Source organism: Janibacter endophyticus, assembly GCF_016888335.1.
Lineage (GTDB): Bacteria > Actinomycetota > Actinomycetes > Actinomycetales > Dermatophilaceae > Marihabitans > Marihabitans endophyticum.
In genome coordinates this window covers 387,513-414,052 of sequence record NZ_JAFEJG010000004.1, presented here as the reverse complement: position 1 = coordinate 414,052, position 26,540 = coordinate 387,513, and the positions used below count along the sequence as shown (strand labels likewise).

The following is a 26,540-nucleotide window of genomic DNA, read 5'->3' as shown; positions in this document are numbered from 1 at the left end:
TCGATGCAGCAAACTAGGGCCGAGGCAGCGTCTACAGGATGTGACCACGATGGCGATCGGGCGGCGGGCGGGGGGTCCCGCCTCCCGTGCTGCCCAGGCGCCGGTCCTCGTGGACGAGGAGTCGAGCGAGCTGACCCTGGAGAGCTTCGTCGAGGAGCGCGGCGAGCAGCTCCTCCGCCTGGCCTACCTCGTGACCGGCAACCACGCGGACGCCGAGGACCTGTTCCAGGAGACGCTCGCCGAGGTGCACCGCAAGTGGTCCCGGGTGGCCGCCTCCGAGCACCCCTACGCCTACGTGCGCAGGATGCTCAACAACAAGTTCATCTCCTCGCGGCGGCGCAAGTGGCACGGCGAGCGACCCACCGACCCGGTTGACGTCGTGGCGCTCGACGAGTCATCGACCGACCCCACCCGGGAGGTCGACGGGCAGGACGCCATGTGGCGACTCCTCGAGATGCTCCCGCCCAAGATGCGTGCCGTCCTCGTGCTGCGGTACTTCGAGGACCTCAGCGACGCCGAGATCGCCGACACGCTGGGCATCGGCGTGAGCACGGTCCGTGCCAACGCGAGCCGGGCCCTGGCCCAGCTCCGGACGAAGGGGGGTGCCCGGTGACCCTCGAGGAACGAGCGGTCGAAGAGCTCCTGCGCGAGACGCTCGCGCAGCGGGCCGGCGAGGTGTCCTTCGAGGCGACGCAGTGGGCGGCCACCCTGTCCGGCCTCGAGGGAGAGTCGGCGGCCGGCGCGCCGGCGGCCGCGGCGAGCGCGGGCACCGGGGTGAGCACCACGGCGATGGTGACCACGGGCCTGGGGCTCGTCGGCCTCGCGGCCGCGGCGGTCGTGACCTTCTCGCTCGCCTCTGGCGGCGACGATGTGGGTGCGCGGCCGAGCACCTCGCCGAGCGAGCCCGGTCAGCCGCCCCTGCCCGAGAGCTCCACCGTGACCGAGAGCAGCTCGACCACCCGGAGCAGCACGTCGTCCACGGGCACCCCCTCGACGAGCCCCGGTCCGACGGGCCTGCCGGTGCTTCCTCCCGTCCCGGCGCCGGTGATCCCGCCCGAGGTCCCCGAGCCGCGTCCCACGTCGACGTCCGTGCCGCCGGCCACGACGACCGGGCGCTCCGCGACACCCACCAGGCCCTCGCCGACGGTCTCGACCTCGTCCGGGACGCCGACGAGAACCCCGACGTCCCCGGCGTCGACCTCACCGAGGCCGACCCCGTCCGTGACCTCGCCGACGGTGCGCCTGGAGCGCGGGGAGGCGGGGCGCGCGGGCTCGTTGTGCACCGGTCCGGGCGAGTGCCGAGAGATACTCGTCACGACGACCGCCCTCCTCGACGGTCAGTACTCCCTTCGCTGCATCGCCTGGCCGGACCGCGCCGAGGCCCGGTCCACGGTCACGACGGCGCGCCTGGGCCCGGAGCGCACCACGACCCGCACGGGGTGCTACGCCAGCACCTCGATCGGTGCGGTCGAGGTCGAGGTCCACGACGCCTCGGGCGAGCGGGTGGCGACCTCCGGACGCGTGTCCTGGTGAGTGATCGGCTCCCCGCACTTCGAGCGACATCCCAGGTCACCCGGTCATACTGACGTGACGATCAGCGACCACGCGTCGCCCCCTTCGCCCGCCAACAGGAAGTCCCGCATGTCCCAGACACCCCGTAACCGCGCCGACGCGCGCAGCGCCCGCGCCCGCCGGCGCCCGGGGCGCCGGCGTAGCTGGCTGAAGCGTCTCGGGCTCGGTCTCCTGGCCCTCGTCGTGCTGGGGCTGGCCGGCGTCGGCATCGCCTACGCGATGACCGAGGTGCCGGAGCCCAACGACCGTGCCGTGCAGCAGGCCTCGACGCTCTACTACTCCGACGGCAAGACCGTCCTCGACCGGGTCGCCCAGGTCAACCGGGAGAGCGTCAGCATCGACAAGGTCCCGCAACACGTGCAGGAGGCCTTCCTCGCGGCGGAGGACCGCTCCTTCTACGAGAACGAGGGCATCTCCCCCCGGGGTCTCTCGCGCGCGGTGTGGCTGGCCGTCACCGGCGGTGAGCGCCAGGGCGGCTCGACGATCACGCAGCAGTACGTCAAGAACTACTACCTCACCCAGGACCAGACCCTGACCCGCAAGGCGAAGGAGCTGCTCATCGCGGTCAAGATCGACAACGAGCTGAGCAAGGACCAGATCCTCGAGGACTACCTCAACACCATCTACTTCGGCCGCAACGCCGACGGCATCCAGACCGCGGCCCGGGCCTACTTCGGCAAGGACGTCAGCAAGCTGACGATCTCCGAGGGTGCCCTCCTGGCCAGCGTCATCCGTGGACCGTCGTTCTACGACCCGGCGCTCGGCGAGGAGCAGCGCCAGCTCGCCAAGGACCGCTGGCGCTACGTCCTCGACGGCATGCTCTCCCAGGGGTGGATCACCCAGGACCAGCACGACGAGGCGAAGTTCCCCAAGACGGTCAAGACCAAGGCCGTCGAGGGCGCCACGAACGATCTCGGGTTCATCACCGAGGAGGTGCGCGACGAGCTGCGCAACAAGCTCAAGCTCACCGACGCCCAGATCGCCAAGGGCGGCTTCCGGATCGTCACGACCATCGACAAGCGGGCCCAGGACTCCGCCCGCAAGGCCGTGCAGGACAACTGGCCCGAGGGCGACAACGCGAAGGACCTCAACATCGGCCTGGTCTCCCTCGCCCCCGGCGACGGTGCCGTCCGGGCGATGTACGGTGGCCGGCGCTTCGGCGAGGGCAGCTACTTCAACGACGCGATCGACGGCAAGATGCAGGCTGGGTCGACGATGAAGCCCTTCGCCATGCTCGCGGCCCTCGAGAAGGGGATCCCGCTCTCCACGGTGTACTCGGGCGCGAGCCCCTTCTACGACCGGGCCTTCATCTACGACGGTCCGGGTGCCACCGACATCCAGAAGGCCGGCGGCGTCGTCAACTACGGCAACACGAGCTACGGCCCGTCGACGATGCGCACCGCGACGCAGAAGTCGATCAACACCTACTACGCCAAGCTCAACCTCGTCGTCACCCCCAAGGCGAGCGCCGAGGCGGCCGAGAAGGCCGGCGTCCAGGGCTTCCTGGGTCAGAAGAAGATCCCCCTGTCGACCGACCCGTCCAACGTCTTCGGCACCGACTCCGTCCGCGTCATCGACATGGCCAACGCCTACGCGACGATCGCGGCGCAGGGCAACCGAGCCACCCCGTACTTCATCCAGTCGGTCAAGGGCGAGGGCGCCTTCACGATCGACTACGAGGTGAAGAAGAACGTCCGCAAGGCCTTCCCCCAGGACGTCTCGAGGGACGCGATCCAGGCGCTGAGCCAGGTCGGGCAGCCCGGCGGCACGGCCTACCCGACGGTCGCCAACCTCGGTCGTCCCGTCGGCGGCAAGACGGGTACGACGTCGAGCAACTACGCCGCGTGGTTCACCGGCTTCACCCCGGGCCAGCTGGCCACCGCGGTGGGCATCTACAAGGGCGACGGCTCGCTCGTGCCGAAGAACCGTCTCGTGAACATCGGCATCTACGGCGAGCTCACGGGTGGCACCCTGCCCGCGACGATCTGGACCGACTACATGACGGGGGCGCTGCAGGGTCAGCCGGTCCGCCAGCTCCCGCCGCCCGGCAACGTCAAGTACCGGCCGCAGGCCGGGGTGACGACCCAGCCGACGTACGTCCCCCCGCCTGTCCGGAGCACGACGCAGCCGCCGCGTCCGACGAGCACCTCGACGAGCACGTCGACGACCACCTCGTCGACGACGACGTCCTCGACCACCACGACGACGACGCCGCCGACGACCACGACGACGACCGCCCCGCCGCCCCCGCCGCCGACGACGACGCCGACGCCGACGACCACGACGAGCCCGCCGACTGCCCCGCCGCCGCCCCCGACTCCCCCTGGGCCTCCGACACCCACGACTGACGGGGACGACGGGCAGTGACGCGGCAGGACCTGCTCCCCGAGCAGGTCTCGGCGGTCATCGGCGGACCCCTGGGTCGCCGGGTGTCCTCCCGGTCGAGCGGGCCGCTGCGCCTCCTGACCCTCATCGCCGCGATGACGGGGATCCCGCTCGTCCTCGGTATCGCCCGGCAGGGCCACTGCATCGCCAACGGGTGGAGCGGCGACGAGCAGTTCTGGCGGGGATGCTTCTCCGACCTGCCCGCGCAGCACCAGATCGCCGGGCTCGACGCGGGGCTCGGGGCCTGGGCCGCCGGGGACGTCCCGCTGGAGCAGCTGCCGGTGCTCTCCGGTCTCATGACCGCTCTCGCCGGCCTCGTGCCGGACGGCGACTGGGTCGTCCAGACGCGGTGGTACCTCGCGATCTGGGCGGTGCTCATCGCCGCCGCTGCCGTGGCCGCGGTCGTGGCCGTCGGACTGAGCCGTCCACGGCGCCTCGACCTGGCCACTCAGCTCGCGCTGAGCCCGGTCTACGTCGTGGCGGCCTTCATCAGTCCCGACCTGCTCGTCGTCGCCCTCGTCCTGTGGGCGATGTGGGCCTGGGCCCGGGGGCGTCCCCGCCTGACCGGAGCGCTGCTCGGGGTCGGGCTCCTCGCGCACCTGTGGGTCGTGCCGATCACCCTGCTCCTCGTGCTGTCCGCGCTCGCGGGCCGGCGCGGCGGTGACCTGCGACGCGCCCTGGTGCCGCTCGCCGGCGTCGCGGGCTCGGGGGCGCTGCTCACCGCGCTGCTCGCACCGGGGGTGTGGTCGCGGCCGCTCGAGGTGCTCAGGGGCAACGGGAGCGGCTACGGGTCCCCGTGGCACGTGCCGGCCCTGCTCGAGCACCCGCTGCCGGTCTGGGCGGTCATCACCCTGAGCCTCCTGGGATGGGCAGCGGCGGGTGTGCTCGCCCTGTGGTTCGTCAGCGCCGCCTGGCGCACCCCGACCTGGGCCCAGCTCGTGGCGCTCGTCCTGCCCGTCGTCGCGATCACGGGTCGTGCGACGCCCGTCCAGGCCGCGGTCTGGATCGTGCCGATGGTGATCCTCGCGGGGGTCAGCTGGCGGACGCATCTTGGTCTCGTCGCGGTCGAGGCGGTGCACGCGAGCGCGCTCTGGCTCTACCTCGGTGGGCTCTCGGACGCGGCGAAGGGGTTGCCGGCGCCGTGGTACGCCGTCGTCATCCTCGGGCGGGTCCTCACGTGGGGCTTCGTCCTGTGGTCGGTCTGGTATACCCCGGCCGATCCGGAGGACTGATTTCTGGCCCCGGTGGGGGAGCGGCTACCCTTGGGGGGTTGCCTTGCGACGAGACGATCCGTCACGCCCGCGGGGCCACACGCAGCAACCCTCCTGTCACGGAGAGACCGTGACCGTCAAGACCGAAGGAGGCGGGTTATCAGCATGCGTCAGTACGAACTCATGGTCATCCTCGACCCGGAGCTCGAGGAGCGGACCCTCGGGCCCACGCTCGAGAAGTTCCTCACCGTCATCACCAAGGACGGCGGCACCGTCGACAACGTTGACACCTGGGGCCGTCGTCGCCTGGCCTACGAGATCAACAAGAAGGCCGAGGGCCTCTACGCCGTCGCGACCTTCACGTGCGAGCCGGCCACGAGCAAGGAGCTCGACCGTCAGCTCGGTCTCAACGAGCAGGTCCTGCGGACCAAGCTCATGCGCGTCGAGGCCTGAGGCCTCGATCACCCCAGCGCTGTCGGAGGTCTCCGGCAGGCTGAACCGGACACGATCAGCACTACGAATCGATTGAGGAACCGGCATGGCAGGCGACACCGTCATCACGATCATCGGCAATCTCACCGGCGACCCCGAGCTGCGCTTCACGCCCAGCGGGGCCGCCGTCGCGAACTTCACCGTGGCCTCGACGCCGCGGCAGTTCGACCGCCAGACCAGCGAGTGGAAGGACGGGGAGACCCTGTTCATGCGCTGCTCGGTGTGGCGTGAGGCGGCCGAGAACGTCGCGGAGTCCCTGACGCGCGGCACCCGCGTCGTCGTCCAGGGCCGTCTCGTCTCCCGCTCGTGGGAGGACAAGGAGACCGGCCAGAAGCGCTCCGTCATGGAGATGCAGGTCGACGAGGTCGGTCCCTCGCTGCGCTACGCCACGGCGAAGGTCAACAAGACCCAGCGCAGCGGTGGCGGTGGCGGTTCCTGGGGCGGCGGCCAGCAGGCTGCGTCCGGCGGTCAGGGTGGTCAGGGCGGCGGCTTCGGCGGCGGCTCGGACGACCCGTGGGCCGGCGGTGGCGGCGCCCAGGGTGGCGGCTTCGGCGGTCAGGGTGGCCAGTCCGGCCAGCCGGGCCCCTCGGCTCCCGCCCAGGGTGGCCAGGGTGGCTGGGGCAACGCCCCCGGCTACGACGAGCCCCCCTTCTGATCGATCTCTGACCGCTCCTCGCGTCGACCCCATCCAGCACCACCCCATCCCGAGGACAACCCTCGGGCTCACCTGACCAAAAGGAGAGCACCACGATGGCCAAGCCCGTTGTGCGCAAGCCCAAGAAGAAGGCCAACCCGCTGAAGGCGGCGAAGGTCGAGAACATCGACTACAAGGACGCGGCGCTGCTGCGGAAGTTCATCTCTGACCGCGGCAAGATCCGCGCCCGCCGCGTCACCGGCGTCTCCGTCCAGGAGCAGCGCCTCATCGCCAAGGCCGTGAAGAACGCTCGCGAGATGGCCCTGCTGCCCTACTCGTCCAGCTCGCGCTGAGCCCCGAGCGACGAGATCAAGGAGATATGCAGATGAAGGTCATCCTCACCCACGAGGTCAGCAACCTCGGCACCGCCGGCGACGTCGTCGACGTCAAGCCGGGTTACGCCCGCAACTTCCTCTTCCGCCGTGGCCTGGCCACGGCGTGGACGAAGGGTGCCCAGAAGCAGGTCGACGCGATCGCGGCCGGTCGCGCCGCTCGCGCCGTGAAGTCCCTCGAGGAGGCCCAGTCGATCAAGGGCAACCTCGAGTCGCAGGCCGTCACCGTCGCCGCGCACGCGGGTGACTCCGGCCGCCTCTTCGGTGCCGTGACGAGCAAGGAGATCGCGGAGGCCGTCAAGGCCGGCGGCGGTCCCGAGCTCGACCGTCGCACCATCGAGATCCCCACGCCGATCAAGGCCGTCGGCCCGGCGCAGGCTCTCGTCCGCCTCCACCCGGAGGTCCAGGCGACCGTCACCCTCGACGTCGTCGCGGGCTGAACCCAGCCGCACCGCACGAAGGGGGATCCGTCGGCCGCTCCGGTGGGTCCCCCTTCGTCGTGCCCGGGGAGTCCTCCCCATGGGACACGGTGGGGCCCCGGGTTACCGTGGGCGCCGTCGGGTGGCCACCACCTACCGTCCTACCGAACCGATCCGCAAGGGAATGCACCCCATGAAGTCTCTGTGTCGACCTGTCGCCGTCCTCGCGTTGAGCGCCACCGTGCTTGCCGGATGCCTCCCGGGAGGTGACGACGAGACGTCCTCGGGCAACGGCGCGGGCGAGCAGCAGACCTCCGTCGCCGTGACCGGCAACCCCGAGGACGGCGCGAGGGAGGCGGGGATCGACCTCGCGAACCCGCCGGCGCCCATCGCCAAGGTGACCTTCAAGCCGTCCGGTCAGGACGACATCGACACGACGACGATCGAGCTCCTTGAGCTCAAGCGTCACGAGAACGTCATGCTCGCGACCTTCCGGCTCACCGGCGAGGGGCGCGGCAACGAGGAGAAGAACGCTCACCAGCTGCTCGGCTACTCGAGCTTCCAGCCGGTCTTCATCGACATGAAGAAGCTCGAGAAGTACCGCCACGTCGACGACCTCACGACCCGGCCGGGCAACGTCAAGGCCCGGCTCGGGGAGCCGATCTTCATGTTCACGGCCTTCCCGCTGCCGCGGGACGGCGTGACGAGCATGGATCTCCAGATGACCGGGGCGGCCGCGGTCGTCGCGGACATCCCGATGCCATGAGGGCCTCGATGACCTCCCCGCACGGACGCCGGCGTGCCGGTGCAGCCACAGCCCTGGGTCTGGCGCTCGTCCTGCCCCTCGGTGCGGCGCACGCAGAGCCGGGAGACCCGGGAGACGAGCTGACGATCGACTCCCTCCCGACGCTGGCGGACACCGAGATCGACGGTCACCGCGGTGCGATCACCCTTCCCGACATCGAGGCCGTCGACATCCCCGACATCGAGCCCTTCGTGCCAGAGGTCACCTCCGACGGCGATGAGACCGTGGTCAGCCTCGACACGGACGTCCTCTTCGAGTTCGGCAAGGCAGAGCTCTCTGCCGAGGCGAAGAAGGCGGTCGTCGACGCGGTGCGGGACGTGCCCGACGACGCGGCGATCGAGGTCGTCGGTCACACCGACTCCATCGGCTCGGATGCCGACAACCTCGCCCTGTCGAAGAAGCGCGCCCAGGCCGCCGCCACCGCGATCACCGCCGAGCGCGACGACCTCACGACGAAGGTCTCCGGCAAGGGCGAGTCCGACCCGGTCGCCCCGAACACCCAGGGCGACGAGGACAACCCGGAGGGCCGGGAGAAGAACCGGCGCGTCGAGATCCGCTACGCCGACTGAGCCGACGACGAAGGGGGAGGGACCGGTGACCCGGACCCTCCCCCTTCGCCGTACCGAGGTGGCTACTCGACGTCGTGGCGGGTCCCCTCGCGGGCCCGCTCCTCCATGGTGAGACCGGTGTCGTGCGCCGACTTGGACTGCATCTCCGGGAGCTCGTCGGTGTTGTCGTGCTGCTCGCGGATCGCGGCCAGCTCGGCCTCGTCGGCCGCGCCGAGCTCGTAGAGACGTCCGCTCTTGCGGTCGGCCAGGTAGGCCTGCATCTCGGTCTTCAGCTCGGGCAGCAGGAGGTAGAGGCCGAGCAGGTTGATGAAGCCGCAGATGAAGAGGAAGGAGTCCGCGATGGAGAGGACCGAGCCGAAGGTGAGGATCGTGCCCAGCACGGTGAAGGTCACGAAGACCAGCTTGTAGAGCAGGATGCTGCTGCGCTTGTGCCCGAAGAAGTACTCCCATGCCTTCTCGCCGTAGTAGCTCCACGTGATGAGCGTCGAGAACGCGAAGAGCGCGACCATGACCGCGAGGATCACGGGGAACTGCGGCAGGAAGGTCGCGAAGGCGTCACTCGTGAGGAGCACGCCGTCGGGGGCGCCCTCACCGGCCTTGACGGCCTCGATGCCGTCACGCCAGGACTGCGGGTTGGCGATGATGATCGTCAGCGCCGTCATGGTGCACACGATGACCGTGTCGATGAAGGGCTCGAGCAGGGCGACGAAGCCCTCGGAGACCGGGCGGGTCGTCTTCACCGCGGAGTGGGCGATCGGCGCGGAGCCGAGGCCCGCCTCGTTGGAGAAGGCGGCGCGCTGGAAGCCGACGATGAGGACACCGACGAGGCCACCGAGACCGGCCTCCGGGGTGAAGGCACCGGTGAAGATCTCGCCGAACGCGGCCGGGACGTGGCTGATGTTCGAGGCGATGACGATGAGGCAGGCCGCGATGTAGCCGATGCCCATGATCGGGACGAGCCGTGACGCTGGCGATCGACTTGATACCGCCGAGGATGACCGCGCCGATGAGGCCGGCCAGGGCCAGGCCGAAGACGAGCGCCGAGCCGTCGGAGCCGAGGAAGCCGTCCGCGCCACCCGTCACCTCGCGCGCCTGGGCGAAGGTCTGGTTGGCCTGGAACATGTTGCCGCCGCCGACGCCGAAGAAGAAGATGGCGATGGCGAAGGCGCCGGTGAGGATCGTGGCCGGCACCCGGCCGAACCGCTCGAAGGCCACCGGAAGGTACTTGAACGGCCCGCCGGAGATCGTCCCGTCCTCGTTGACCGAGCGGTACTTCACGCCGAGCGTGCACTCGGCGAACTTCGTGGCCATGCCGAGCAGGCCACAGATGATCATCCAGAACGTCGCGCCGGCCCCACCGAGCGCAAGCGCGGCACCGACACCGGCGATGTTGCCGAGGCCGACGGTGCCGGAGAGCGCGGAGGACAGAGCCTGGAAGTGGGTGATCTCGCCGGGGTCGTCGTCGCGGGAGAACTTGCCGCGGACGACCTCGGTCGCGAGCTTGAAACCGCGGAGCTGGATGAGGCCGAAGTACGCCGAGATGATGATGCCGGCGGCGACGAGCCAGATCACGACGATCGGCAGCGAGGCCCCGCCCGGCAGCGGAATGGCGTAGAAGACGACCGACGCGAGCCAGTCGGCGAAGGGGTCGAAGAACGCGTTGACAGCGTCCTCGATCCCCTTGAGGGCACCGCTGTCGGCGGTCGGTGGCATGAGTGACGGCGCTTGGGGCGGAATCATGGGCAACCACGCAAGCGCAGAACACGAGCCGAGACAACCCCCGCGCCGACGACGTTGTGCCCTTGTGACCTCGTCAGCGGGTCGCGCCGAGGACCACCCACCGGTCGCCGCGGACCCGCCACGCCATGAAGAGCGCGCGGACGAGCATGAAGACGGTGAAGGCGACCCACAGCACCGCGACCGCGGTCGGGCCACCGCCACCGAGCACCGGGACGAGCTCGCGCGCCACCCAGACGACCGGTGCGTAGACCGCGAGCACGGCGACCATCGCCCCGGCGAGCCAGCGGCCGTCACCCGCCCCGATGAGCACCCCGTCGACGACGAAGACGTACCCGGCGAGCGGCTGCCCGAGCCCGACGACGACGAGCCCCGTGGTGATCGCCTCCCGCACCCCGGGGTCGGTCGTGAAGAGCGCAGGCAGCACCGGGGCGAGCAGGAGCAGTCCGACCCCCAGGACCGCACCCGACCACCATCCCCACCGGACCATCGTCGTCGTGGCTGCGCGGACCCCTTCGGCATCGCCCTGCCCGAGCGCCCGGCCGGTGAGCGCCTGCCCCGCGATCGCGATGGCGTCCAGGGCGAAGGCCAGCGCGCTCCACACGGTCGCGGTGACCTGGTAGGCCGCGAGCGGCTCGTCGCCGAAGGTGGCCGCCGCCGCCACCGTGAGCAGGATGATCGCGCGCAGGGCGAGCGTGCGGACGAGGAGGGGCACGCCGTCGAGCGCCGCGGCGAGCACCCTCCCAGGGTGGGGGCGGAGGGAGGCGCCGCTCTCCCGGGCATGACGCAGGATCACTGCGACGAGCGCGAGCGCCATCCCCGTCTGGGCCAGCACCGTGCCCCAAGCGGCGCCCGCGATGCCCCACCCGAGGCCGTGGACGAGGACGATGCTCAGGATCGCGTTGGCGGTGAAGCCGATCGTCGCCACGACGAGCGGCGTCCGGGTGTCGAGCAGGCCGCGCAGGATCCCGGTGGCGGCGAGCACGACGAGCATCGCCGGCAGGCCCAGCGCGGAGATGCGCAGGTAGGTCACGGCCTCGTGGAGAGCCTCGGGGGAGGAGCCGAAGGCGGACGCCCAGGTCGGCGCCCACACGGCGACGACGGCCGCGACGAGCGCCCCGAGGCCGACGGCAAGCCACACGCCGCCGCCGCCCACCTCGAGCGCCCCGCGCCGGGAGCCCGCCCCGAGCTGCCGGGCGACGACCGAGGTCGTGCCGTAGGCGAGGAAGACGAAGAGGCCCGAGGCCGTGAGGAGCACCGCGCTCGCCGCGCCGAGACCGGCGAGCGAGGTGACCCCGAGCCGGCCGACGACGGCCGAGTCGACGAGGAGGAAGAGCGGCTCGGCGACGAGCGCGAAGAACGCGGGGACGGCGAGGGCGAGGATCTCGCGCGAGCTCGTGCCGGCGCCGGCCGGGGTCGTGCTCACCCGACCCTCCGCCCGGTCGGGCGGGCGGCAGCGACGCATACGAGGGCTGCGAGTACCGCCGAGGCCCAGGCGAGCACGGAGTAGCTCGCCACCGCGATGACCACCCCGGCGAGGACGCCGCCGGCCGCGGCCATGAGCCCCATGACGGTGTCGGAGACGCCCTGCGCCTGAGGGCGCTCGGCGAGCGTGACCGCGTCGGTGAGCATCGTCGAGCCAGAGACGAGGGTGCACGACCAGCCGAGGCCGAGCAGGAAGAGAGCCACGGTGAGGTGAGTGGACATCCCTTCGTCCGAGGTGGCCGCGAGGACGCAGGCGAGGACGAGGACGAGCCCGCCGGCACCGGCCACGGGGCGGGGCCCGAGCCGGTCGACGGCCCCGCCCACGAGCGGGGAGAAGACGTACATGCCGAAGATGTGGACGCTGATCACGAGCCCGACGAGCTGGAGAGACGCGCCGCCGTGGTCCATGTGGATCGGCGTCATGACCATGACGGCGACCATCACGGCGTGCCCGAGGGCGACGACGAGCACCGCGACAAGGGCGGTCGGGTGGGCACGCAGGGCGGCGACCCCGCCGCGTGCTGCCGGCGCAGGTCCGGGTGAAGGGGTGAGCGCTGCCCGTCGTCGGGCCTCGAGGAGGGGGTCGGGCCGGAGGAGCAGCGTGAGGACGAGCGCCGCGGCCGCGAAGCCCGCGAGCGCGAAGAGGAAGGAGCCGGCCATCTCGGGCAGACCGAGGGAGAGGCCGAGGCGGTCGGCGACGCCGACGAGGTTGGGTCCGGCGACGGACCCGATCGTCGTCGCCCAGACGACGAGGCTGAGGTCGCGGCCGCGGCGGTGGGGCGCGGCGAGGTCGGCGCCGGCGAAGCGGCTCTGGCTGCCGGCGGCGGTGCCGCCGCCGAAGAGGAGGCTGCCGAGGAGCAGCAGGGGGAAGGAGGCGAGGATGGCGGCTGCGATGACCAGGGCCGCGCCGGCGGTGGCCACCCCGTAGCCGAGGACGAGCCCGGGGCGGCGGCCCCGGGCGGCGCTGAGCCGGGCCACGGGGATCGCGAGGAGGGCGCCGCCGAGCACCTGCGCCGTCGTGCCGAGCCCGGCGAGCGCCTCCGACCCGCTGACCTGCTTGGTGAGCAGGGCCATGACGGCGATGCCGCTCGCGGTGCCGACGCCACCGAGGACCTGGCTCGTGACGAGGGTGCCCACGGTCCTGCGCTGCAGCGCCCTCTGGGTCTGGTCCACTGCGTCACTGTAGGACCGCTCGTCGCCCGTGCGGATGCGCATGTTGTTACTCGCCAGTACCGTCCGCCACCGTGGGTCGACGACCGCCACCGTGGCGGACGCAACGCCGATCAGGACATGCGCCGCGGATCCAGAGCACCCAGCGGCCACGAGCTCCGGCATCTCGATCCACGAGGTCAGGCTCTTCAGCTGACATCCCTCCTCTCGAGGCCGCCTACGATTGCGGGCAGTCGAGAGCGAAGGGGGAGCCATGACGGTGCCCGCGAGGATCACCGAGGATGACGTCGACCGGGCGCGTGAGCTCATCGAGGCCGTCGACCGGGGCTTCGAGAGCAAGGTCGTCGGGCAGCGCCGCCTACGCGAGACCCTGCTCGTCGGGCTGCTCACCGGCGGGCACGTGCTGCTCGAGTCGGTGCCGGGACTGGCGAAGACCACGGCGGCCCACGCGCTGGCCGCGGCGATCGGCGGGTCCTTCAAGCGGATCCAGTGCACCCCCGACCTCCTGCCGAGCGACATCGTCGGCACCCAGATCTACGACGCGAGCCAGGGGACCTTTGTCACGCAGCTGGGGCCGGTGCACGCGAACTTCGTCCTCCTCGACGAGATCAACCGCAGCTCCGCCAAGACGCAGAGCGCGATGCTCGAGGCGATGCAGGAGAAGCAGACCTCGATCGGCGGCGCGGTCTACAAGGTGCCCGAGCCCTTCCTCGTCCTCGCGACGCAGAACCCCATCGAGCAGGAGGGCACGTACCAGCTGCCCGAGGCCCAGCTCGACCGGTTCATGCTCAAGGACCTCCTCGACTACCCCTCGCCGGCCGAGGAGGCGGAGATCGTGCGCCGGGTCGACTCGGGGGTCTTCGAGCGGCCGGACGAGGCGATGATCAGCCTCGACGACGCACGCGACCTCCAGCGGATCGCGAGCTCGGTCTACCTCGACGCCGCGGTGCTCGACTACATCACCTACATCGTCGCGGCGACGCGGCACGCGCACGACGCCATCGCACCCGAGCTGGCCCGCTACGTGGAGGTCGGCGCCTCCCCGCGCGCCTCGATCGCGCTGGCCCGGGCGGCCCGGGCGAACGCGCTGCTCCGCGGGCGCGACCACGTCATCCCCGAGGACGTGCGTCACCTCGCGCGTCGTGTCCTGCGCCACCGGGTGCTGCTCACCTACGAGGCCACGGCCGACGACGTGCGGGTCGAGACGATCATCGACGCCGTCTTCCGCGCCGTCCGGACGCCGTAGCCGCCCGGGCACGCCCATGACGTCACTCGTCCAGCAGGTCAAGGGGAGGCTGTCGATCCACGTCCGGCGCCGTTCCCTGGCGCTGCTCGAGGGCGGCTACGCGTCGATCCACCGGGGCCGGTCCATGGACTTCGAGGACCTGCGGGAGTACGCGCCCGGCGACGACGTGCGCGACATCGACTGGAAGGCGTCGGCCCGGCACGGCTCGATGCTCATCCGGCGCTACGTCGCCGAGCGTCACTTCGGTCTCGTCGTCGTCGCGCCGGGTGGCCGCGAGATGGCCGCCGCGACGACGTCGGGGGAGCGCAAGCGTGACGTCGCGGCGCTCGCCGCCGGGGTCATCGGCTGGCTCGCGGTGCGGCACGGTGACGAGGTCTCGCTCGTCGGCGGAGCCCCGGGATCGATCCACGCCACGCGAGCGCGGTCGAGCGAGGGGCACCTCGAGCGGCTGCTCCAGGAGGTGGTCGCGCGGTCCTCCGAGGACGGGGCGAAGGGGGATCTGCCGGGTCTGCTGCGGCACGTCGCGCGCCATGTCGGGGGCCGCCGCATCCTCCTCGTCCTTGCCGACGACGGCGTCCGGGCCCGCGACGTCGACGATGTCCTGCGGACCCTGCGGCTGCGGCACGAGGTGCTCTGGCTCACGGTCGAGGACGTCGACCCCGTCGCCGTCCAGGGCGGGGCGCGGGTCCGCGACGTCGGGAGCGGGCATGTCCTGCCGTCGCTCCTCGAGATCGCCCCGGAGGTGGGCGAGGTCTTCGCCCGGGAGGAGGCGGCCCGCCGCGGCGACCTCGAGGCGACCCTGCGCCGGCTCGACATCGGCACCGCCCGGGTCGGGTCGCGGGACGAGGTCGTCCCCGCCGTCATCCGTCTCCTCGAGCGGAGGCGTCGTGGACGCTGACCCCACCTTCCTGCCCCCCGGGAGCTATGCGCTGACCTGGCCGCTCCTCGGCGGGCTCCTCCTGCTCGCGCTCGTCGTGTGGGCGGCGGTGGTCTGGCTCGCGGGTCGCGCGCCCGAGGAGCTGCGGCGTGCCCCGATGCCGCCGAGCGCGCTCGCCAAGGCCCGCGCGGAGGCGCTCGCCGAGATCGACGAGATCGAGCGCTCGGTGCACTCCGGGGCCCGGTCCGCCCGCGCCGGCCACCACGCCCTCTCGCGCACCGTGCGCGCCTTCGTCGCCGAGGTGTCTGGGCTCGACGTCGAGACGATGACCGCCGCCGACCTCAGGGCCCGCGGGCCGCAGCACCTCGCGGCGCTCATCGAGACCTACTACCCGAGCCAGTTCGGCTCGCGGGAGAGCGAGCCGCCGAGCATCACGACCGCCGCCGGTGCCGGCCGGGAGGTGGTCGGCGGATGGAGCTGACGTGGGGGTGGCTCGGGCTGCTCCTCCTCGTGGCGACCGTCGTCGTCGCGGGGCTCTCGTGGTGGCGTGCCCGGCAGGAGCAGCCGGGCGAGGCCGTGCTCGCCGCGCACACCCGACGGCTCACCGAGCTCGGGGCCTACCGCAACGCGCTGGCCCGGACCCGGGTGCGCCTGCTCGCGCTCACCGCGCTGCTCGTGCTCGCCCTCGTCCCGGCGGCGTGGGCGGCCTCCCGCCCGGCGGAGGCGCAGCTCGTCCAGCCGGAGAAGCGCAATCGCGACATCATGCTGTGCCTCGACGTCTCTGGCTCGATGGCGGTCACCGACCAGGCGATCCTGCACTCCTTCGCGGATCTCGTCGGCGGCTTCCAGGGGGAGCGGATCGGGCTGATCCTCTTCGACAGCCAGGCCGTGACCGCCTTCCCCCTCACCGACGACTACGACCTCGTCCGCACCCAGCTCGAGGAGTACGCCAAGGGCTTCGGGTCCTACGGCGGGTCGGGCCTCGACCCCCGCGCGGGCACGTGGAACCTCAACAGCCCCGGCACCTCTCTCGTCCCGGACGGCCTGGCGAGCTGCGTCCTCGGCTTCGACCAGCGCGAGGACACCCGCCGCCCGCGTGCCCTGATCCTCGGCACGGACAACATGGTCGTCGGTCGCGGCGTCTACAGCCAGGACGAGGCGTTCGAGCAGGCGGAGGCCCTCGGCGTGCGGGTCTACGCCCTCGACCCGCTCGCCTTCGGGCCCCAGCACGACGAGCTCGTCGTCGCGACCGAGGGGACCGGGGGCCGGACCTTCGGCCTTGGCGACGAGGGTGCGGTCCCCTTCATCACCGAGGAGATCGAGCGGCTCGAGGCGGCCCGGCTGCCCGACTCGCGTCCGCAGTACCTGCGCACCGACACCCCGCGCTGGCCGGTGCTCCTCCTCGTCGCGAGCCTGCTCGGGTACCTGCCGCTCGCGTGGAGGTGGCGTCGATGAGCGGCCTCGGCCTCCACCCCGTCCTCCCATGGCCCGCCGCGGCGCTCCTCGCCGCGCTCCTCGTCGGCCTGGCCGTCGCCGGCCTGCTCACCCGACCCCTTCGCCGCCGCCAGTGGGGGCTGCGGACCGGCGCGGCCGTCGCCGTGGCCCTCGCGCTGCTCGGACCAGCGGTGTCCGGCGCCGACGCCCCGCAGGCCAGCCGTTCGATGGACGTGTGGTTCGTCGTCGACACGACGAGCTCGTCGATGGCCCGCGACCACCCCGACGGGCGGCCGCGCATGGACGGCTACAAGGAGGACATCCCCCAGATCGCCGAGGCCCTGCCGGGTGCCCGGTTCGCCCTTGTCACCTTCGACTCCACCGCGCGGACGGCCATGCCCCTCACGACCGACACCAACGCGCTCGCCACCGCGGTCGAGACCCTGAGCCCGGAGATCACGCTCTACTCGGCCGGATCCTCGATCACGGTCGCCCAGGACCACCTGCGGGCCTCGCTCGAGCGGACGAAGGCGAGCCGCCCCGGCCGGGCGCAGCTCGTGTACTACCTCGGTGACGGGGAGCAGACCAGCGGCCAGCCGCCCACCCCCTTCGCCCTCGCCGATCTCGTCGACGGGGGTGCGGTCCTCGGCTACGGGACGGCCGAAGGGGGCCGGATGGCCAGCCTGTCCTCGCTCGGGAGCAGCGACGGAGACATCACGACTCCGGAGGGTGACCCGGCGGTCTCGCACGCGGACGCGATCGCCCTGCGCCGGATCGCGGAGCAGCTCGGCATCCCCTACGTCCATCGGGCCGGTGGTGACATCGGGGCGGCGCGCACACCGTCCGAGGCCGACGCCCTCGCCGAGGACGAGCCGCTGGCGCCCAGCCAGGTCTCGCTCGTGTGGGTCCTCGCGACCCTGGCCGCCCTGCTCCTCCTCGGAGATCTCTGGCTGCTCGCCCGGGACACCTCGCGGATCACCCGCGCCGCCCGAGGGGGGGACGAGACATGAGCGCCCGCCCACCCTGGGTGCGCCGCCGGCGCCGGCTGCTCCTCGCGACCGCGCTGCCCGCGGTGCTCGTCCTCCTCCTCGCCGTCAAGCTCGTCAGCCTTCCGGTGCTCACGGGCAGCGCCGCGGGCGCTCACGAGTCCGGGGACGGCGGCGGGGTCCGCAGCGCGGGGGAGCGCCTCGGCGTCGCCAACCTCGTCGAGCGCTGGCGGGCCCCCTACATCGAGGGCACCGGGCAGGCGATGGCCGGCGATCTCGAGGACGGCCGGGCCGATCTTGAGCGCGCGCTCGACCAGACCTCGTCCCCAGAGGACGACTGCACCGTGCGGACCAACCTCGTCCTGACGATCGAGCGGCAGTCCGCCGCCGCAGGGGAGGCCGAGGACACCGAGGCCGAGCAGCGCCTCGCGGAGGAGGCGCTGGCTCTCATCGAGGAGGGCCCGAAGGGTTGCCTCGACGGCAGCCAGGACGGCAACGGCGGCGAGGCGGGGGAGAAGCAGCGCGAGGCCCAGCAGCGGCTCGAGGAGCGGGCCCAGGAGCAGGACGGCGACGAGGGCGACGAGCAGGACGAGCCGGAGGAGCCGGAGCCGACCGAGCCGCCGCAGGACCCCGAGGCACAGCGCAAGGCCGAGGAGCTCCAGGACAAGAACAGCGCCGCCCAGGCGGAGGCCGAGGCTCAGCAGCGACGGGACGAGGCCCGCCGCCCGCCCAGCGACCGGTCCGTGGAGAAGCCCTGGTAGCGGCATCTCCGAGAGCCCATGGGGGCGGGTGCGCAGGGTCGTGCGAGGGCTCCGCCCCGCCGGGTGGTCCCCGGCCCTGTCGTGGCCGGCGGATGCCCTGCTAGACATGCCCCATGAGCACCGTCACCCGTATCACGCACCTCGTCTCCGGCTCCCCCTGGGAGGGCTCCGCGGAGCGCACCTCGCCCGTCTACAACCCGGCGACGGGTGCGCAGACCGGTGAGCTCGACCTCGCCCCGGCCGGCCTCGTCGACGAGGTCGTCGCGCTGGCGAAGGGGGCGTGGGAGAGCGAGTGGCGGGAGGCGTCGCTGACACGACGCACCCAGGTGCTCTTCGCCTTCCGGGAGCTGCTGAACTCCCGCAAGGAGGAGATCGCGGCGCTCATCACCGCCGAGCACGGCAAGGTGCTCTCGGACGCGCTCGGCGAGGTGACCCGTGGGCTCGAGGTCGCCGAGTTTGCCTGCGGCATCCCGCACCTCCTCAAGGGCGGCTTCTCGGAGAACGTCTCGACGAAGGTCGACGTCTACTCGATCCGGCAGAGCCTCGGCGTCGTCGCGGTCATCAGCCCCTTCAACTTCCCCGCGATGGTGCCGCTGTGGTTCGTGCCGATCGCCATCGCGTGCGGCAACGCCGTCGTCATCAAGCCCTCGGAGAAGGACCCCTCGGCGGTCAACGCGGTCGCCGAGCTGTGGCGCGAGGCCGGGCTGCCCGACGGGGTGCTCAACGTCGTCCACGGCGACAAGGAGGCGGTCGACGCGCTGCTCGACAACCCGGACGTGCGCGCGGTGTCCTTCGTCGGGTCGACCCCGATCGCGAAGTACGTCTACGAGCGGGGGACCGCCGCGGGCAAGCGGGTCCAGGCGCTCGGCGGGGCGAAGAACCACATGCTCGTCCTGCCCGACGCCGACCTCGACCTCGCCGCGGACGCCGCGGTCAACGCCGGCTTCGGGTCGGCGGGCGAGCGGTGCATGGCGATCTCCGCGCTCGTCGCCGTCGAGCCGGTGGCCGACGACCTCATCGCGAAGATCCAGGACCGGATGGGCAAGCTCGTCACCGGCGACGGCACCCGCGGCACCGACATGGGCCCGCTCGTCACCGCCGAGCACCGCGACAAGGTCGCCTCCTACCTCGACCTCGACGAGGGCTCGGAGGCGGAGGTGCTCGTCGACGGCCGTGAGGCCGAGGTCGACGCGGACGGTGACGGCTTCTTCATCGCGCCCTCGCTCATCGACAAGGTGCGGCCGGGGATGCGGCAGTACGACGACGAGATCTTCGGCCCGGTGCTCTCGGTCGTGCGGGTCGGCTCGTACGAGGAGGGGCTCAAGCTCATCAACGACAGCCCGTACGGCAACGGCACGGCGATCTTCACCAACGACGGCGGCGCGGCTCGGCGCTTCCAGCACGAGGTCGAGGTCGGCATGGTCGGCATCAACGTGCCGATCCCCGTGCCGATGGCGTACTTCTCCTTCGGCGGCTGGAAGGCCTCGCTCTTCGGCGACAGCCACGCCCACGGCATGGAGGGCGTGCACTTCTTCACCCGCGGCAAGGTCGTCACCTCGCGCTGGCTCGACCCGAGCCACGGCGGCATCAACCTCGGTTTCCCGCAGAACACCTGACCGAAGGGCACGCTGACCTGCGAAATCACCCCCTTCGCTCCCCGCCGCTGGCGGACTCGACGTGGCACCGTGATGGACGTACCCGATCGAAGGAGGCCCTCATGGCCCGCATGTCTTTCCTCGCCGGCATGGCTGCCGGTTACGTCCTCGGCGCCCGCGCCGGCAAGGAGCGCTACGAGCAGATCAAGGGTCAGGCCAGCCAGCTCTGGTCGAGCCCCAAGACCCAGAAGGCCGTCGGCCAGGCCAAGGACACCGTCCAGACCCAGGCCCCGGTCGTCGCCGACAAGGTGACCCACGCGGCCAAGGACGCCGCCGGCACCGTCAAGGACAAGGTCAGCCGCGGCGAGGACCTGCCCGAGACGATCCACCGTGGTGACGACGGTCAGCTGCACGCCGACACGAGCGGCTTCGGCCCGGGCGGCGACAAGCTGCCCTGACGCTCTAGCCGAGCACCTCTGCGACCGGGGTGGGTCCGTCGTTGAACTCGACGACCCGCCCCGTCGCTGTGCCCGGCGACGCGAAGACCGCCCGGACGACCTCCGCGACGTTGGCCCGGGAGACCTCGCCAGGCGCGACGTCGCCGCCGACGACCTCGATCCGCCCGGTCGGCTCGTCGAGCGTCAGCCGGCTCGGGCGCAGGATCGTCCACTCGAGGTCGCTGTCCTGCAGGTGGGCGTCGGCGGCGGACTTGGCGTCGGCGTAGGGGTAGAACGAATCCCCTTCCGGCACACCGTGATCCGGCCCCGCGCCGGCGTAGCTGACCATGACGTAGCGGCGGACGCCGGCGGCTGCGGCAGCGTCCATGGAGCGGATCGCCGCGTCCCGGTCGACGGCGTAGGTCCGGGCCGGGTTGCCCCCGCCCGCGCCCGCGGACCACAGGACGGCGTCGTGCCCACGGAGCAGGTCGGCGATCTCCTCGGTGGTGAGCCGCTCGACGTCGGCGACGACCGGGGTCGCACCCGTCGCGCTCACCTCGTCGGCGTGGTCGGGGTTGCGGATCACGGCGGAGACCTCGTGGCCGTCGGCGAGGAGGAGCGGGCTGGCGAGCAGGGCGACCTTGCCGTGGCCGCCGATGATGGCGATGCGAGTCATCACCCCACCGTGCCACGGATGGTCCGTCCGGGGCGAAGGGGGGAGGGCCGGGGAGACTTCACCGGGCGTTCGCGGCGTGGACCCGTGGGGGTCGTCTGCCGGGGACCTGGGGCTGCTGGGGTGACGGAACCCGCACCCCACGCAGGAGACCACATGACCACGTCCAACCCCATCGACCGCCGCACCGTCCTCGGCGCCTCCGCCGGGACCCTCGGCCTCATGGTCGCCGGCAGCGCGGCCCCCTTCGCCTCCCACGCCTCGGCCGCGCAGACCACGCGGCTGGCCGCCGGCTACGGCCCGCTCGTGCGCGCCGGCGAGCTGCTCGCGCTGCCCAAGGGCTTCTCGTACACGGTGCTGGCGGAGTCGGGCACGACGACCGTCGGCGGGTACCGGGTGGCCGGCGACCAGGACGCGATGGGCGCCTTCCCGGGTGCTGACGGCGGTTCGGTCGTCGTGTGCAACCACGAGGTCGGCGGCGACGCCGAGGAGCGCGTCCCGCACGTCGAGGGCCTCGTCTACGACGCGGGGGCGAAGGGGGGCACGTCCACCCTCGTCGTGTCGAAGGACAACGAGGTGCTCGAGCACTACACCTCGGTGGCTGGCACGGTCGACAACTGTGCCGGTGGCATCACGCCGTGGGGCACGTGGCTGACCTGCGAGGAGACCGACGAGCGGGCCGGGACCCACGAGGACGACGGTGTCACCTACACCTTCGAGAAGGACCACGGCTACGTCTTCGAGGTCGACCCGACGAGCCAGGCCGCGAACGTCGGCAAGGCCAACATCCCGCTGAAGTTCCTCGGCCGCTTCGAGCACGAGGCCGCCGTCGTCGACCCGGCCACCGGGCAGATCTACCTCACCGAGGACGCGGACGAGCCCAACGGGCTCTTCTTCCGGTGGACCCCGCCCGCCGGGTACCGCCAGGGCAAGGGAGCTCTCCACGCCCTCGCCGCCGACGGTGCCGTCGAGGTCGGGACGCTCGAGGCGATGGTGGCCTTCGAGCGCAACGGCCGCCAGGTCACCGATCTCTCGCGGGCGACCCGCACGAGCACGACCTACACCGTCCGGTGGGTCGACGTCCCCGACCGTGACGCACGCGACCTGCCGATCCGCGAGCAGCTCGCCGACGACCAGGTGACGCGCGCCCGCAAGCTCGAGGGCCAGTGGTGGGGTGACGGCGGCGTGTACTTCGTCTCGAGCTACGCGCGCACGGACGACGGATCGCTGCACGAGCACGACGGGCAGGTATGGTTCTTCGACCCGAAGAAGCAGACGATCACGCTGACGACGATCTTCGTCGTCAACGAGGACGGCGCCGGCGTCGACGGGCCGGACAACATCACCGTCTCGCCCCACGGCGGCATCATCCTCGCCGAGGACGGCGACGGAGCCTCGCAGCTCATCGGCGTCACCGACCAGGGCAAGGCCTACCGGCTCGCGCTCAACCTCGAGGACGACAGCGAGTGGGCCGGGCCGACGTTCAACGCCGCGGGCACGACGCTCTTCGCGAACATCCAGGGCGAGCCTGGGCGGACCTTCGCCATCACCGGGCCATGGGGGCGCCCGTCCAACGCGCGCGACTGAGCGGTGGTCCGGGGGCGGCTCGGAGGAGGAGACTGGGCGGCATGTGCCGCAACATCCGCCAGCTCCACAACTTCGAGCCGCCCGCCACGACCGACGAGGTGCGCGCCGGTGCGCTCCAGTACGTGCGCAAGGTGAGCGGGTCGACGAAACCGTCGCAGGCCAACGAAGAGGCCTTCGCAGAGGCCGTCGAGGCGGTCGCGCAGGCCACCCAGCACCTCCTGGACCACCTCACGACGAGCGCCCCGCCGAAGGACCGCGAGGTCGAGGCGGCGAAGGCGCGCGAGCGCGCTCAGAAGCGCTACGGGGCCGCCGGCTGAACCCCCTTCGTCCCACCGGTCCCCGGGACCGTCCGTGACAGGTGTGGACAGGTGTGGACAGCCCGACACGCCCGAAACTTTCCTCCATGCACAGCGTGTGCGTGAGATTTCGCTAGGGGAATGGGGGGACAGCGGATCGCCCAGCGACGGCCGAAAGTCAGATCCACAGGCTTGTCCACGACCTGTGCACAAGCCCATGGCGTGTCCTCCACAGTCTGTCCACAGACCGTCCACAGGGACGTTTCGGCGTTGTCGGTGCCCGGTGCGACAGTGACCTGATCGCATTTCGCGGGGGACGGTGGAGGACAGCGCGTGAGCAGTGACATCCAGGGAGACATCGAGTCGATGTTCGCCTCGATGCCGGCCGACCCGAGTGCCGAGCGCGGGGGCGGGCACAGCTCCGGCGGCTTCCTCGACAGGCTGCCGCCCCAGGACCTCGGCGCCGAGCAGTCCGTCCTCGGCGGCATGCTCCTGTCGAAGGACGCCATCGCCGACGTCGGCGAGGAGGTCCGTGGGCACGACTTCTACAAGCCGGCGCACGAGCTGATCTTCGACGCGATCATCGATCTCTACAGCCGCGGCGAGCCGGCCGACGCGATCACCGTCGCCGACGAGCTGAGCAAGCGCGGCGATCTCCAGCGCGCCGGCGGCCAGGCCTACCTCCACGACCTCATCCAGTCGGTGCCGACCGCGGCCAACGCCGGCTTCTACGCGCAGATCGTCGCCGAGCGCGCGGTGCTGCGCCGCCTCGTCGACGCGGGCACCCGCATCGTGCAGATGGGCTACGCCCAGGGCGGCGGTGACGTCGAGGAGATCGTCAACGCCGCGCAGGCCGAGGTCTACGGCGTCGCGGAGAAGCGTGGCGGCGAGGACTACGTCCCGCTGTGGAACACGCTCAACGAGACGATGGCCGAGATTGAGGTCGCGGCCGGCCGGACCGACGAGCTCATCGGCGTCCCGACGGGATTCACCGAGCTCGACGAGCTGACCCACGGCCTGCACCCCGGGCAGATGATCGTGCTCGCGGCGAGGCCAGCGGTCGGCAAGTCCACCCTGGGCATGGACATCGCCCGGGCAGCCGCGATCCATCACAAGATGGCGACCGCCGTCTTCTCGCTCGAGATGAGCCGCACCGAGATCACGATGCGCATCCTCTCGGCGGAGGCCTCGATCCAGCTCCAGTCGCTGCGCCGCGGGCGCATGCGCGACGAGGAGTGGAAGAAGCTCAGCCGGGTCATGGGCAAGATCAGCGACAGCCCGCTCTACATCGACGACTCGCCGAACCTCGCGCTCATGGAGATCCGGGCCAAGGCCCGCCGGATGAAGCAGCAGCACAACCTGCGCCTCATCGTCATCGACTACCTCCAGCTCATGAGCAGCGGAAAGAAGGTCGAGAGCCGTCAGCAGGAGGTCGCCGAGTTCTCCCGGGCGCTCAAGCTCCTCGCGAAGGAGCTCGAGGTGCCGGTCATCGCGATCAGCCAGCTCAACCGTGGTCCCGAGCAGCGCACCGACAAGCGCCCGGCGATGAGCGACCTTCGCGAGTCGGGATGCCTCACCGGTGACACCCGGATCCTTCGGGCCGACAACGGCGCCGAGACGACCATCGGCGACCTCGCCGCGAGCGGCGAGCGCGACATCTCCGTGTGGGGGCTCGACGACTCGCTGCGCTACGTCCGACGGACGATGATCCGTGCCTACCCGACCGGGATCCGTCCGGTCTTCCGTCTCACCCTCGCGTCGGGCAAGACGGTCCGCGCGACCGAGAACCACCCCTTCCTCCGCTACGAAGGGTGGACCCAGCTCGGTGACCTTCGGACCGGCGACCGGATCGCGGTCCCCCGTCACGTGCCCGCTCCGCGGGCGCTCACCGAGTGGAGCGACGACGAGGTCACCGTCCTTGCCCACCTCCTGGGCGACGGCTCCTTCGTGCGCCGCCAGCCGATCCGCTATGCGAGCATCGACGAGGCCAACCTGCAGGCTGTCGCGGAGGCTGCAGGCCGCGCGTTCGGCATCACGGCCGTGCGCGACGAGTACGCCGCCGCTCGGGTCACGACCCTGCGCCTGCCCGCTCCCTTCAAGCTGGCCCGTGGTCGCCGCAACCCCATCGCTGCGTGGCTCGATGCGCTCGGCCTCTTCGGTCTGCGCTCGCACGAGAAGTTCGTGCCCGACGAGGTGGCCTCGCTGCCCAAGGCACAGATCGCACACTTCATCCGGCACATCTGGGCGACGGACGGCTCGGTCACCGTCAACAAGAACGCTCGCAGCGGGCGGATCTACTACGCCTCGACCTCCCGCCGCCTCGTTGACGACCTCAGCCGACTGCTGCTGCGCTTCGGCATCCAGACCCGCACCCGGGTGACGCGCAAGAGCGGCTACCGCGACGGGTACACGATCGACATCTCCGGGGTCGACAGCCAGCGGCGCTTCCTCCAGGAGATCGGAGTCCACGGTGCGCGGGGTGAGCAGGCGGCCCGTCTGCTCGACGCGGTCCGTGAGGTCAAGGCGAACACCAACGTCGACACCGTCCCCCAGCAGGTCTGGGACGACGTCCGTGAGGTCGTCGCCGGGTCTGGGATGACGCACCGCGAGTTCCAGTCCGCCCTGGGCACCGCCTACTGCGGGTCCGCCCTCTACGCGTCGGCCCCCTCGCGGGAGCGGCTCTCAAAGGTGGCCGAGGTGCTCGACTCCGCCGAGCTCGAGCTCATGGCGGTCAACGATGTCTTCTGGGACTCGGTGGTCTCGATCGAGGCGGACGGTGTGGAGGAGGTCTTCGACGCGACGGTCATGGGGAGCCACAACTTCATCGCCGACGGCATCGCCGTGCACAACTCGATCGAGCAGGATGCTGACGTCGTCATCCTCCTGCACCGCGACCGCGACCCGAACTCGGAGCGCGAGGGCGAGGCCGATGTCATCGTCGCCAAGCACCGCAACGGCCCGACCGCCGACATCGTGCTCGGCTTCCAGGGCCACTTCGCCCGCTTCTCCAACCTCGAGCGCGACAGCGGCTTCTGACCGAGCTCAGCCGAGGTCGTGGACGAGCCGCTCCGCGAGGTCCTGCGACGACTGCGGGTTCTGGCCGGTGTAGAGGGCGCCGTCGACGACGACGTGCGGCCGCAGCGGCAGCAGCGCCTTCGAGTACTCGACGCCCGCCTCCTTGACCTTGTCCTCGAGGAACCACCCGGCCTTCCAGGCGAAGGGGTTGAGCCGCTCCTCGGCGTTGGACAGCCCGGTCATCTGCCGTCCGGCGAAGGGATTCGACCCGTCCGGTCGGCTCGCCGCCAGGATCGCCGCCGGCGCGTGGCACAGCATGGCCAGGGGGCGCCCGGAGTCGATCCGCGCGGTGAGCAGCGCCCCCGAGACCGGGTCGTGGGCGAGGTCCTCCATCGGCCCGTGCCCGCCGGGGTAGAAGACGAGGTCGAAGTCGTCGGCGTCGACGTCAGCGAGGACGGCCGGCTGGGCGAGGACCGGCTCGAGGGCGGCGAGCTGCTCCTTGTGCTCCGTGGCCTTGCCGGGCGTCACGCCGCTCTTGAGGCTCAGGCTCAGCTCGTCGACAACGGGCCGGACGCCGCCGGGCGTGGCGATCGTGACGTCCCACCCCGCGTCGGTGAAGGTGCGGTAGGGCACGAGCAGCTCCTCGGCCCAGAAACCGGTGGGGTGCTGCGTGCCGTCCTTGAGCGTCCAGTGCCGGGCGCCGGTGACGACCATGAGGACCGATGTCACGAGAACCTCTCCTATCAGTTAGGATTCAATTAA

Annotated in this window: 25 protein-coding genes and 1 pseudogene; 21 read left to right on the top strand and 5 right to left on the bottom strand. The window is 71.6% G+C overall.

What is annotated here, in order from left to right; genetic code table 11:
* Window positions 1–49: 49 nt before the first annotated feature.
* The 10 genes from JNO54_RS02045 to JNO54_RS02000 all read left to right on the top strand — a co-directional run bounded on the left by JNO54_RS02045 (window position 50) and on the right by JNO54_RS02000 (window position 8,479).
* The gene (locus JNO54_RS02045) at window positions 50–613 is read left to right on the top strand and encodes a SigE family RNA polymerase sigma factor (protein WP_204142393.1); all 564 of its coding nucleotides are present in this window, start codon (window positions 50–52) and stop codon (window positions 611–613) included.
* Window positions 610–1,533, top strand: coding sequence for a hypothetical protein (locus JNO54_RS02040; RefSeq protein WP_204142392.1), 924 nt, complete (start codon window positions 610–612; stop codon window positions 1,531–1,533). The genes JNO54_RS02045 and JNO54_RS02040 overlap by 4 nt, the downstream gene beginning before the upstream one ends.
* Before the next feature lie 108 nt (window positions 1,534–1,641).
* Window positions 1,642–3,939 (top strand): transglycosylase domain-containing protein, encoded by a 2,298-nt coding sequence (locus JNO54_RS02035; protein ID WP_204142391.1) that lies wholly within the window; start codon window positions 1,642–1,644, stop codon window positions 3,937–3,939.
* The gene (locus JNO54_RS02030; protein WP_204142390.1) at window positions 3,936–5,189 is read left to right on the top strand and encodes a glycosyltransferase family protein; all 1,254 of its coding nucleotides are present in this window, start codon (window positions 3,936–3,938) and stop codon (window positions 5,187–5,189) included. Before JNO54_RS02035 ends, JNO54_RS02030 begins: the two co-directional genes overlap by 4 nt.
* A gap of 144 nt (window positions 5,190–5,333) precedes the next feature.
* Complete coding sequence (gene rpsF, locus JNO54_RS02025; RefSeq protein WP_204142389.1) at window positions 5,334–5,621, top strand: 30S ribosomal protein S6; 288 nt, start codon at window positions 5,334–5,336, stop codon at window positions 5,619–5,621.
* An 85-nt stretch (window positions 5,622–5,706) separates the two neighbouring features.
* A complete protein-coding gene (locus tag JNO54_RS02020; RefSeq protein ID WP_204142388.1) occupies window positions 5,707–6,315 on the top strand; it encodes a single-stranded DNA-binding protein in 609 nt (202 codons plus the stop codon).
* 95 nt (window positions 6,316–6,410) lie between these two features.
* Window positions 6,411–6,647, top strand: a complete 237-nt coding sequence (gene rpsR, locus JNO54_RS02015) for a 30S ribosomal protein S18 (protein WP_068270764.1) — start codon at window positions 6,411–6,413, stop codon at window positions 6,645–6,647.
* 32 nt (window positions 6,648–6,679) lie between these two features.
* Entirely contained in the window at window positions 6,680–7,126 is a 447-nt protein-coding gene (gene rplI, locus JNO54_RS02010; protein WP_204142387.1) for a 50S ribosomal protein L9, read from the top strand.
* Window positions 7,127–7,298: 172 nt separating this feature from the next.
* Window positions 7,299–7,871, top strand: coding sequence for a hypothetical protein (locus JNO54_RS02005; RefSeq protein ID WP_204142386.1), 573 nt, complete (start codon window positions 7,299–7,301; stop codon window positions 7,869–7,871).
* An 8-nt stretch (window positions 7,872–7,879) separates the two neighbouring features.
* Complete coding sequence (locus JNO54_RS02000) at window positions 7,880–8,479, top strand: OmpA family protein (RefSeq protein ID WP_204142385.1); 600 nt, start codon at window positions 7,880–7,882, stop codon at window positions 8,477–8,479.
* Between the two features lie 62 nt (window positions 8,480–8,541).
* Here the strand turns inward: JNO54_RS02000 and JNO54_RS01995 are convergent.
* The 3 genes and pseudogenes from JNO54_RS01995 to JNO54_RS01985 all read right to left on the bottom strand — a co-directional run bounded on the left by JNO54_RS01995 (window position 8,542) and on the right by JNO54_RS01985 (window position 12,874).
* Window positions 8,542–10,192: pseudogene (locus tag JNO54_RS01995) on the bottom strand (alanine/glycine:cation symporter family protein).
* 100 nt (window positions 10,193–10,292) lie between these two features.
* Window positions 10,293–11,642, bottom strand: a complete 1,350-nt coding sequence (locus tag JNO54_RS01990; RefSeq protein ID WP_307818009.1) for an MATE family efflux transporter — start codon at window positions 11,640–11,642, stop codon at window positions 10,293–10,295.
* The gene (locus JNO54_RS01985) at window positions 11,639–12,874 is read right to left on the bottom strand and encodes an MFS transporter (RefSeq protein WP_307818008.1); all 1,236 of its coding nucleotides are present in this window, start codon (window positions 12,872–12,874) and stop codon (window positions 11,639–11,641) included. Before JNO54_RS01985 ends, JNO54_RS01990 begins: the two co-directional genes overlap by 4 nt.
* A 250-nt stretch (window positions 12,875–13,124) precedes the next feature.
* Here JNO54_RS01985 and JNO54_RS01980 point away from each other — a divergent pair, with 250 nt between their 5' ends.
* The 8 genes from JNO54_RS01980 to JNO54_RS01945 all read left to right on the top strand — a co-directional run bounded on the left by JNO54_RS01980 (window position 13,125) and on the right by JNO54_RS01945 (window position 20,228).
* A complete protein-coding gene (locus JNO54_RS01980) occupies window positions 13,125–14,117 on the top strand; it encodes an AAA family ATPase (RefSeq protein WP_204142382.1) in 993 nt (330 codons plus the stop codon).
* A 16-nt stretch (window positions 14,118–14,133) separates the two neighbouring features.
* Window positions 14,134–15,015 carry a DUF58 domain-containing protein gene (locus tag JNO54_RS01975; RefSeq protein ID WP_204142381.1) on the top strand — a complete coding sequence of 294 codons (882 nt, stop codon included), beginning with the start codon at window positions 14,134–14,136 and terminating at the stop codon, window positions 15,013–15,015.
* A complete protein-coding gene (locus tag JNO54_RS01970; RefSeq protein ID WP_204142380.1) occupies window positions 15,005–15,475 on the top strand; it encodes a hypothetical protein in 471 nt (156 codons plus the stop codon). Before JNO54_RS01975 ends, JNO54_RS01970 begins: the two co-directional genes overlap by 11 nt.
* Entirely contained in the window at window positions 15,466–16,449 is a 984-nt protein-coding gene (locus tag JNO54_RS01965; RefSeq protein WP_204142379.1) for a VWA domain-containing protein, read from the top strand. Before JNO54_RS01970 ends, JNO54_RS01965 begins: the two co-directional genes overlap by 10 nt.
* Window positions 16,446–17,438: a VWA domain-containing protein gene (locus tag JNO54_RS01960; RefSeq protein ID WP_204142378.1), complete on the top strand. Its 993-nt coding sequence runs from the start codon at window positions 16,446–16,448 to the stop codon at window positions 17,436–17,438. The genes JNO54_RS01965 and JNO54_RS01960 overlap by 4 nt, the downstream gene beginning before the upstream one ends.
* Window positions 17,435–18,175, top strand: coding sequence for a hypothetical protein (locus JNO54_RS01955; protein WP_204142377.1), 741 nt, complete (start codon window positions 17,435–17,437; stop codon window positions 18,173–18,175). Before JNO54_RS01960 ends, JNO54_RS01955 begins: the two co-directional genes overlap by 4 nt.
* A gap of 113 nt (window positions 18,176–18,288) precedes the next feature.
* Window positions 18,289–19,791 (top strand): CoA-acylating methylmalonate-semialdehyde dehydrogenase, encoded by a 1,503-nt coding sequence (locus tag JNO54_RS01950; RefSeq protein ID WP_204142376.1) that lies wholly within the window; start codon window positions 18,289–18,291, stop codon window positions 19,789–19,791.
* Window positions 19,792–19,892: 101 nt separating this feature from the next.
* Entirely contained in the window at window positions 19,893–20,228 is a 336-nt protein-coding gene (locus JNO54_RS01945; RefSeq protein ID WP_204142375.1) for a YtxH domain-containing protein, read from the top strand.
* A 4-nt stretch (window positions 20,229–20,232) separates the two neighbouring features.
* Here JNO54_RS01945 and JNO54_RS01940 read toward each other — a convergent pair whose 3' ends face one another.
* Window positions 20,233–20,883 (bottom strand): SDR family oxidoreductase, encoded by a 651-nt coding sequence (locus tag JNO54_RS01940; protein ID WP_204142374.1) that lies wholly within the window; start codon window positions 20,881–20,883, stop codon window positions 20,233–20,235.
* 153 nt (window positions 20,884–21,036) lie between these two features.
* On the opposite strand from JNO54_RS01940, the gene JNO54_RS01935 reads away from it, so the two are divergent.
* The 3 genes from JNO54_RS01935 (at window position 21,037) to JNO54_RS01925 (ending at window position 25,799) form a co-directional block, all read left to right on the top strand.
* Window positions 21,037–22,467, top strand: coding sequence for an alkaline phosphatase PhoX (locus JNO54_RS01935; RefSeq protein WP_204142373.1), 1,431 nt, complete (start codon window positions 21,037–21,039; stop codon window positions 22,465–22,467).
* Between the two features lie 41 nt (window positions 22,468–22,508).
* Entirely contained in the window at window positions 22,509–22,784 is a 276-nt protein-coding gene (locus tag JNO54_RS01930) for a DUF2277 domain-containing protein (RefSeq protein WP_204142372.1), read from the top strand.
* A gap of 357 nt (window positions 22,785–23,141) precedes the next feature.
* Window positions 23,142–25,799, top strand: a complete 2,658-nt coding sequence (locus tag JNO54_RS01925) for a replicative DNA helicase (protein ID WP_204144497.1) — start codon at window positions 23,142–23,144, stop codon at window positions 25,797–25,799.
* Window positions 25,800–25,805: 6 nt separating this feature from the next.
* Here the strand turns inward: JNO54_RS01925 and JNO54_RS01920 are convergent, their stop codons facing one another.
* Complete coding sequence (locus JNO54_RS01920; RefSeq protein WP_204142371.1) at window positions 25,806–26,507, bottom strand: type 1 glutamine amidotransferase domain-containing protein; 702 nt, start codon at window positions 26,505–26,507, stop codon at window positions 25,806–25,808.
* Between the last annotated feature and the right edge of the window lie 33 nt (window positions 26,508–26,540).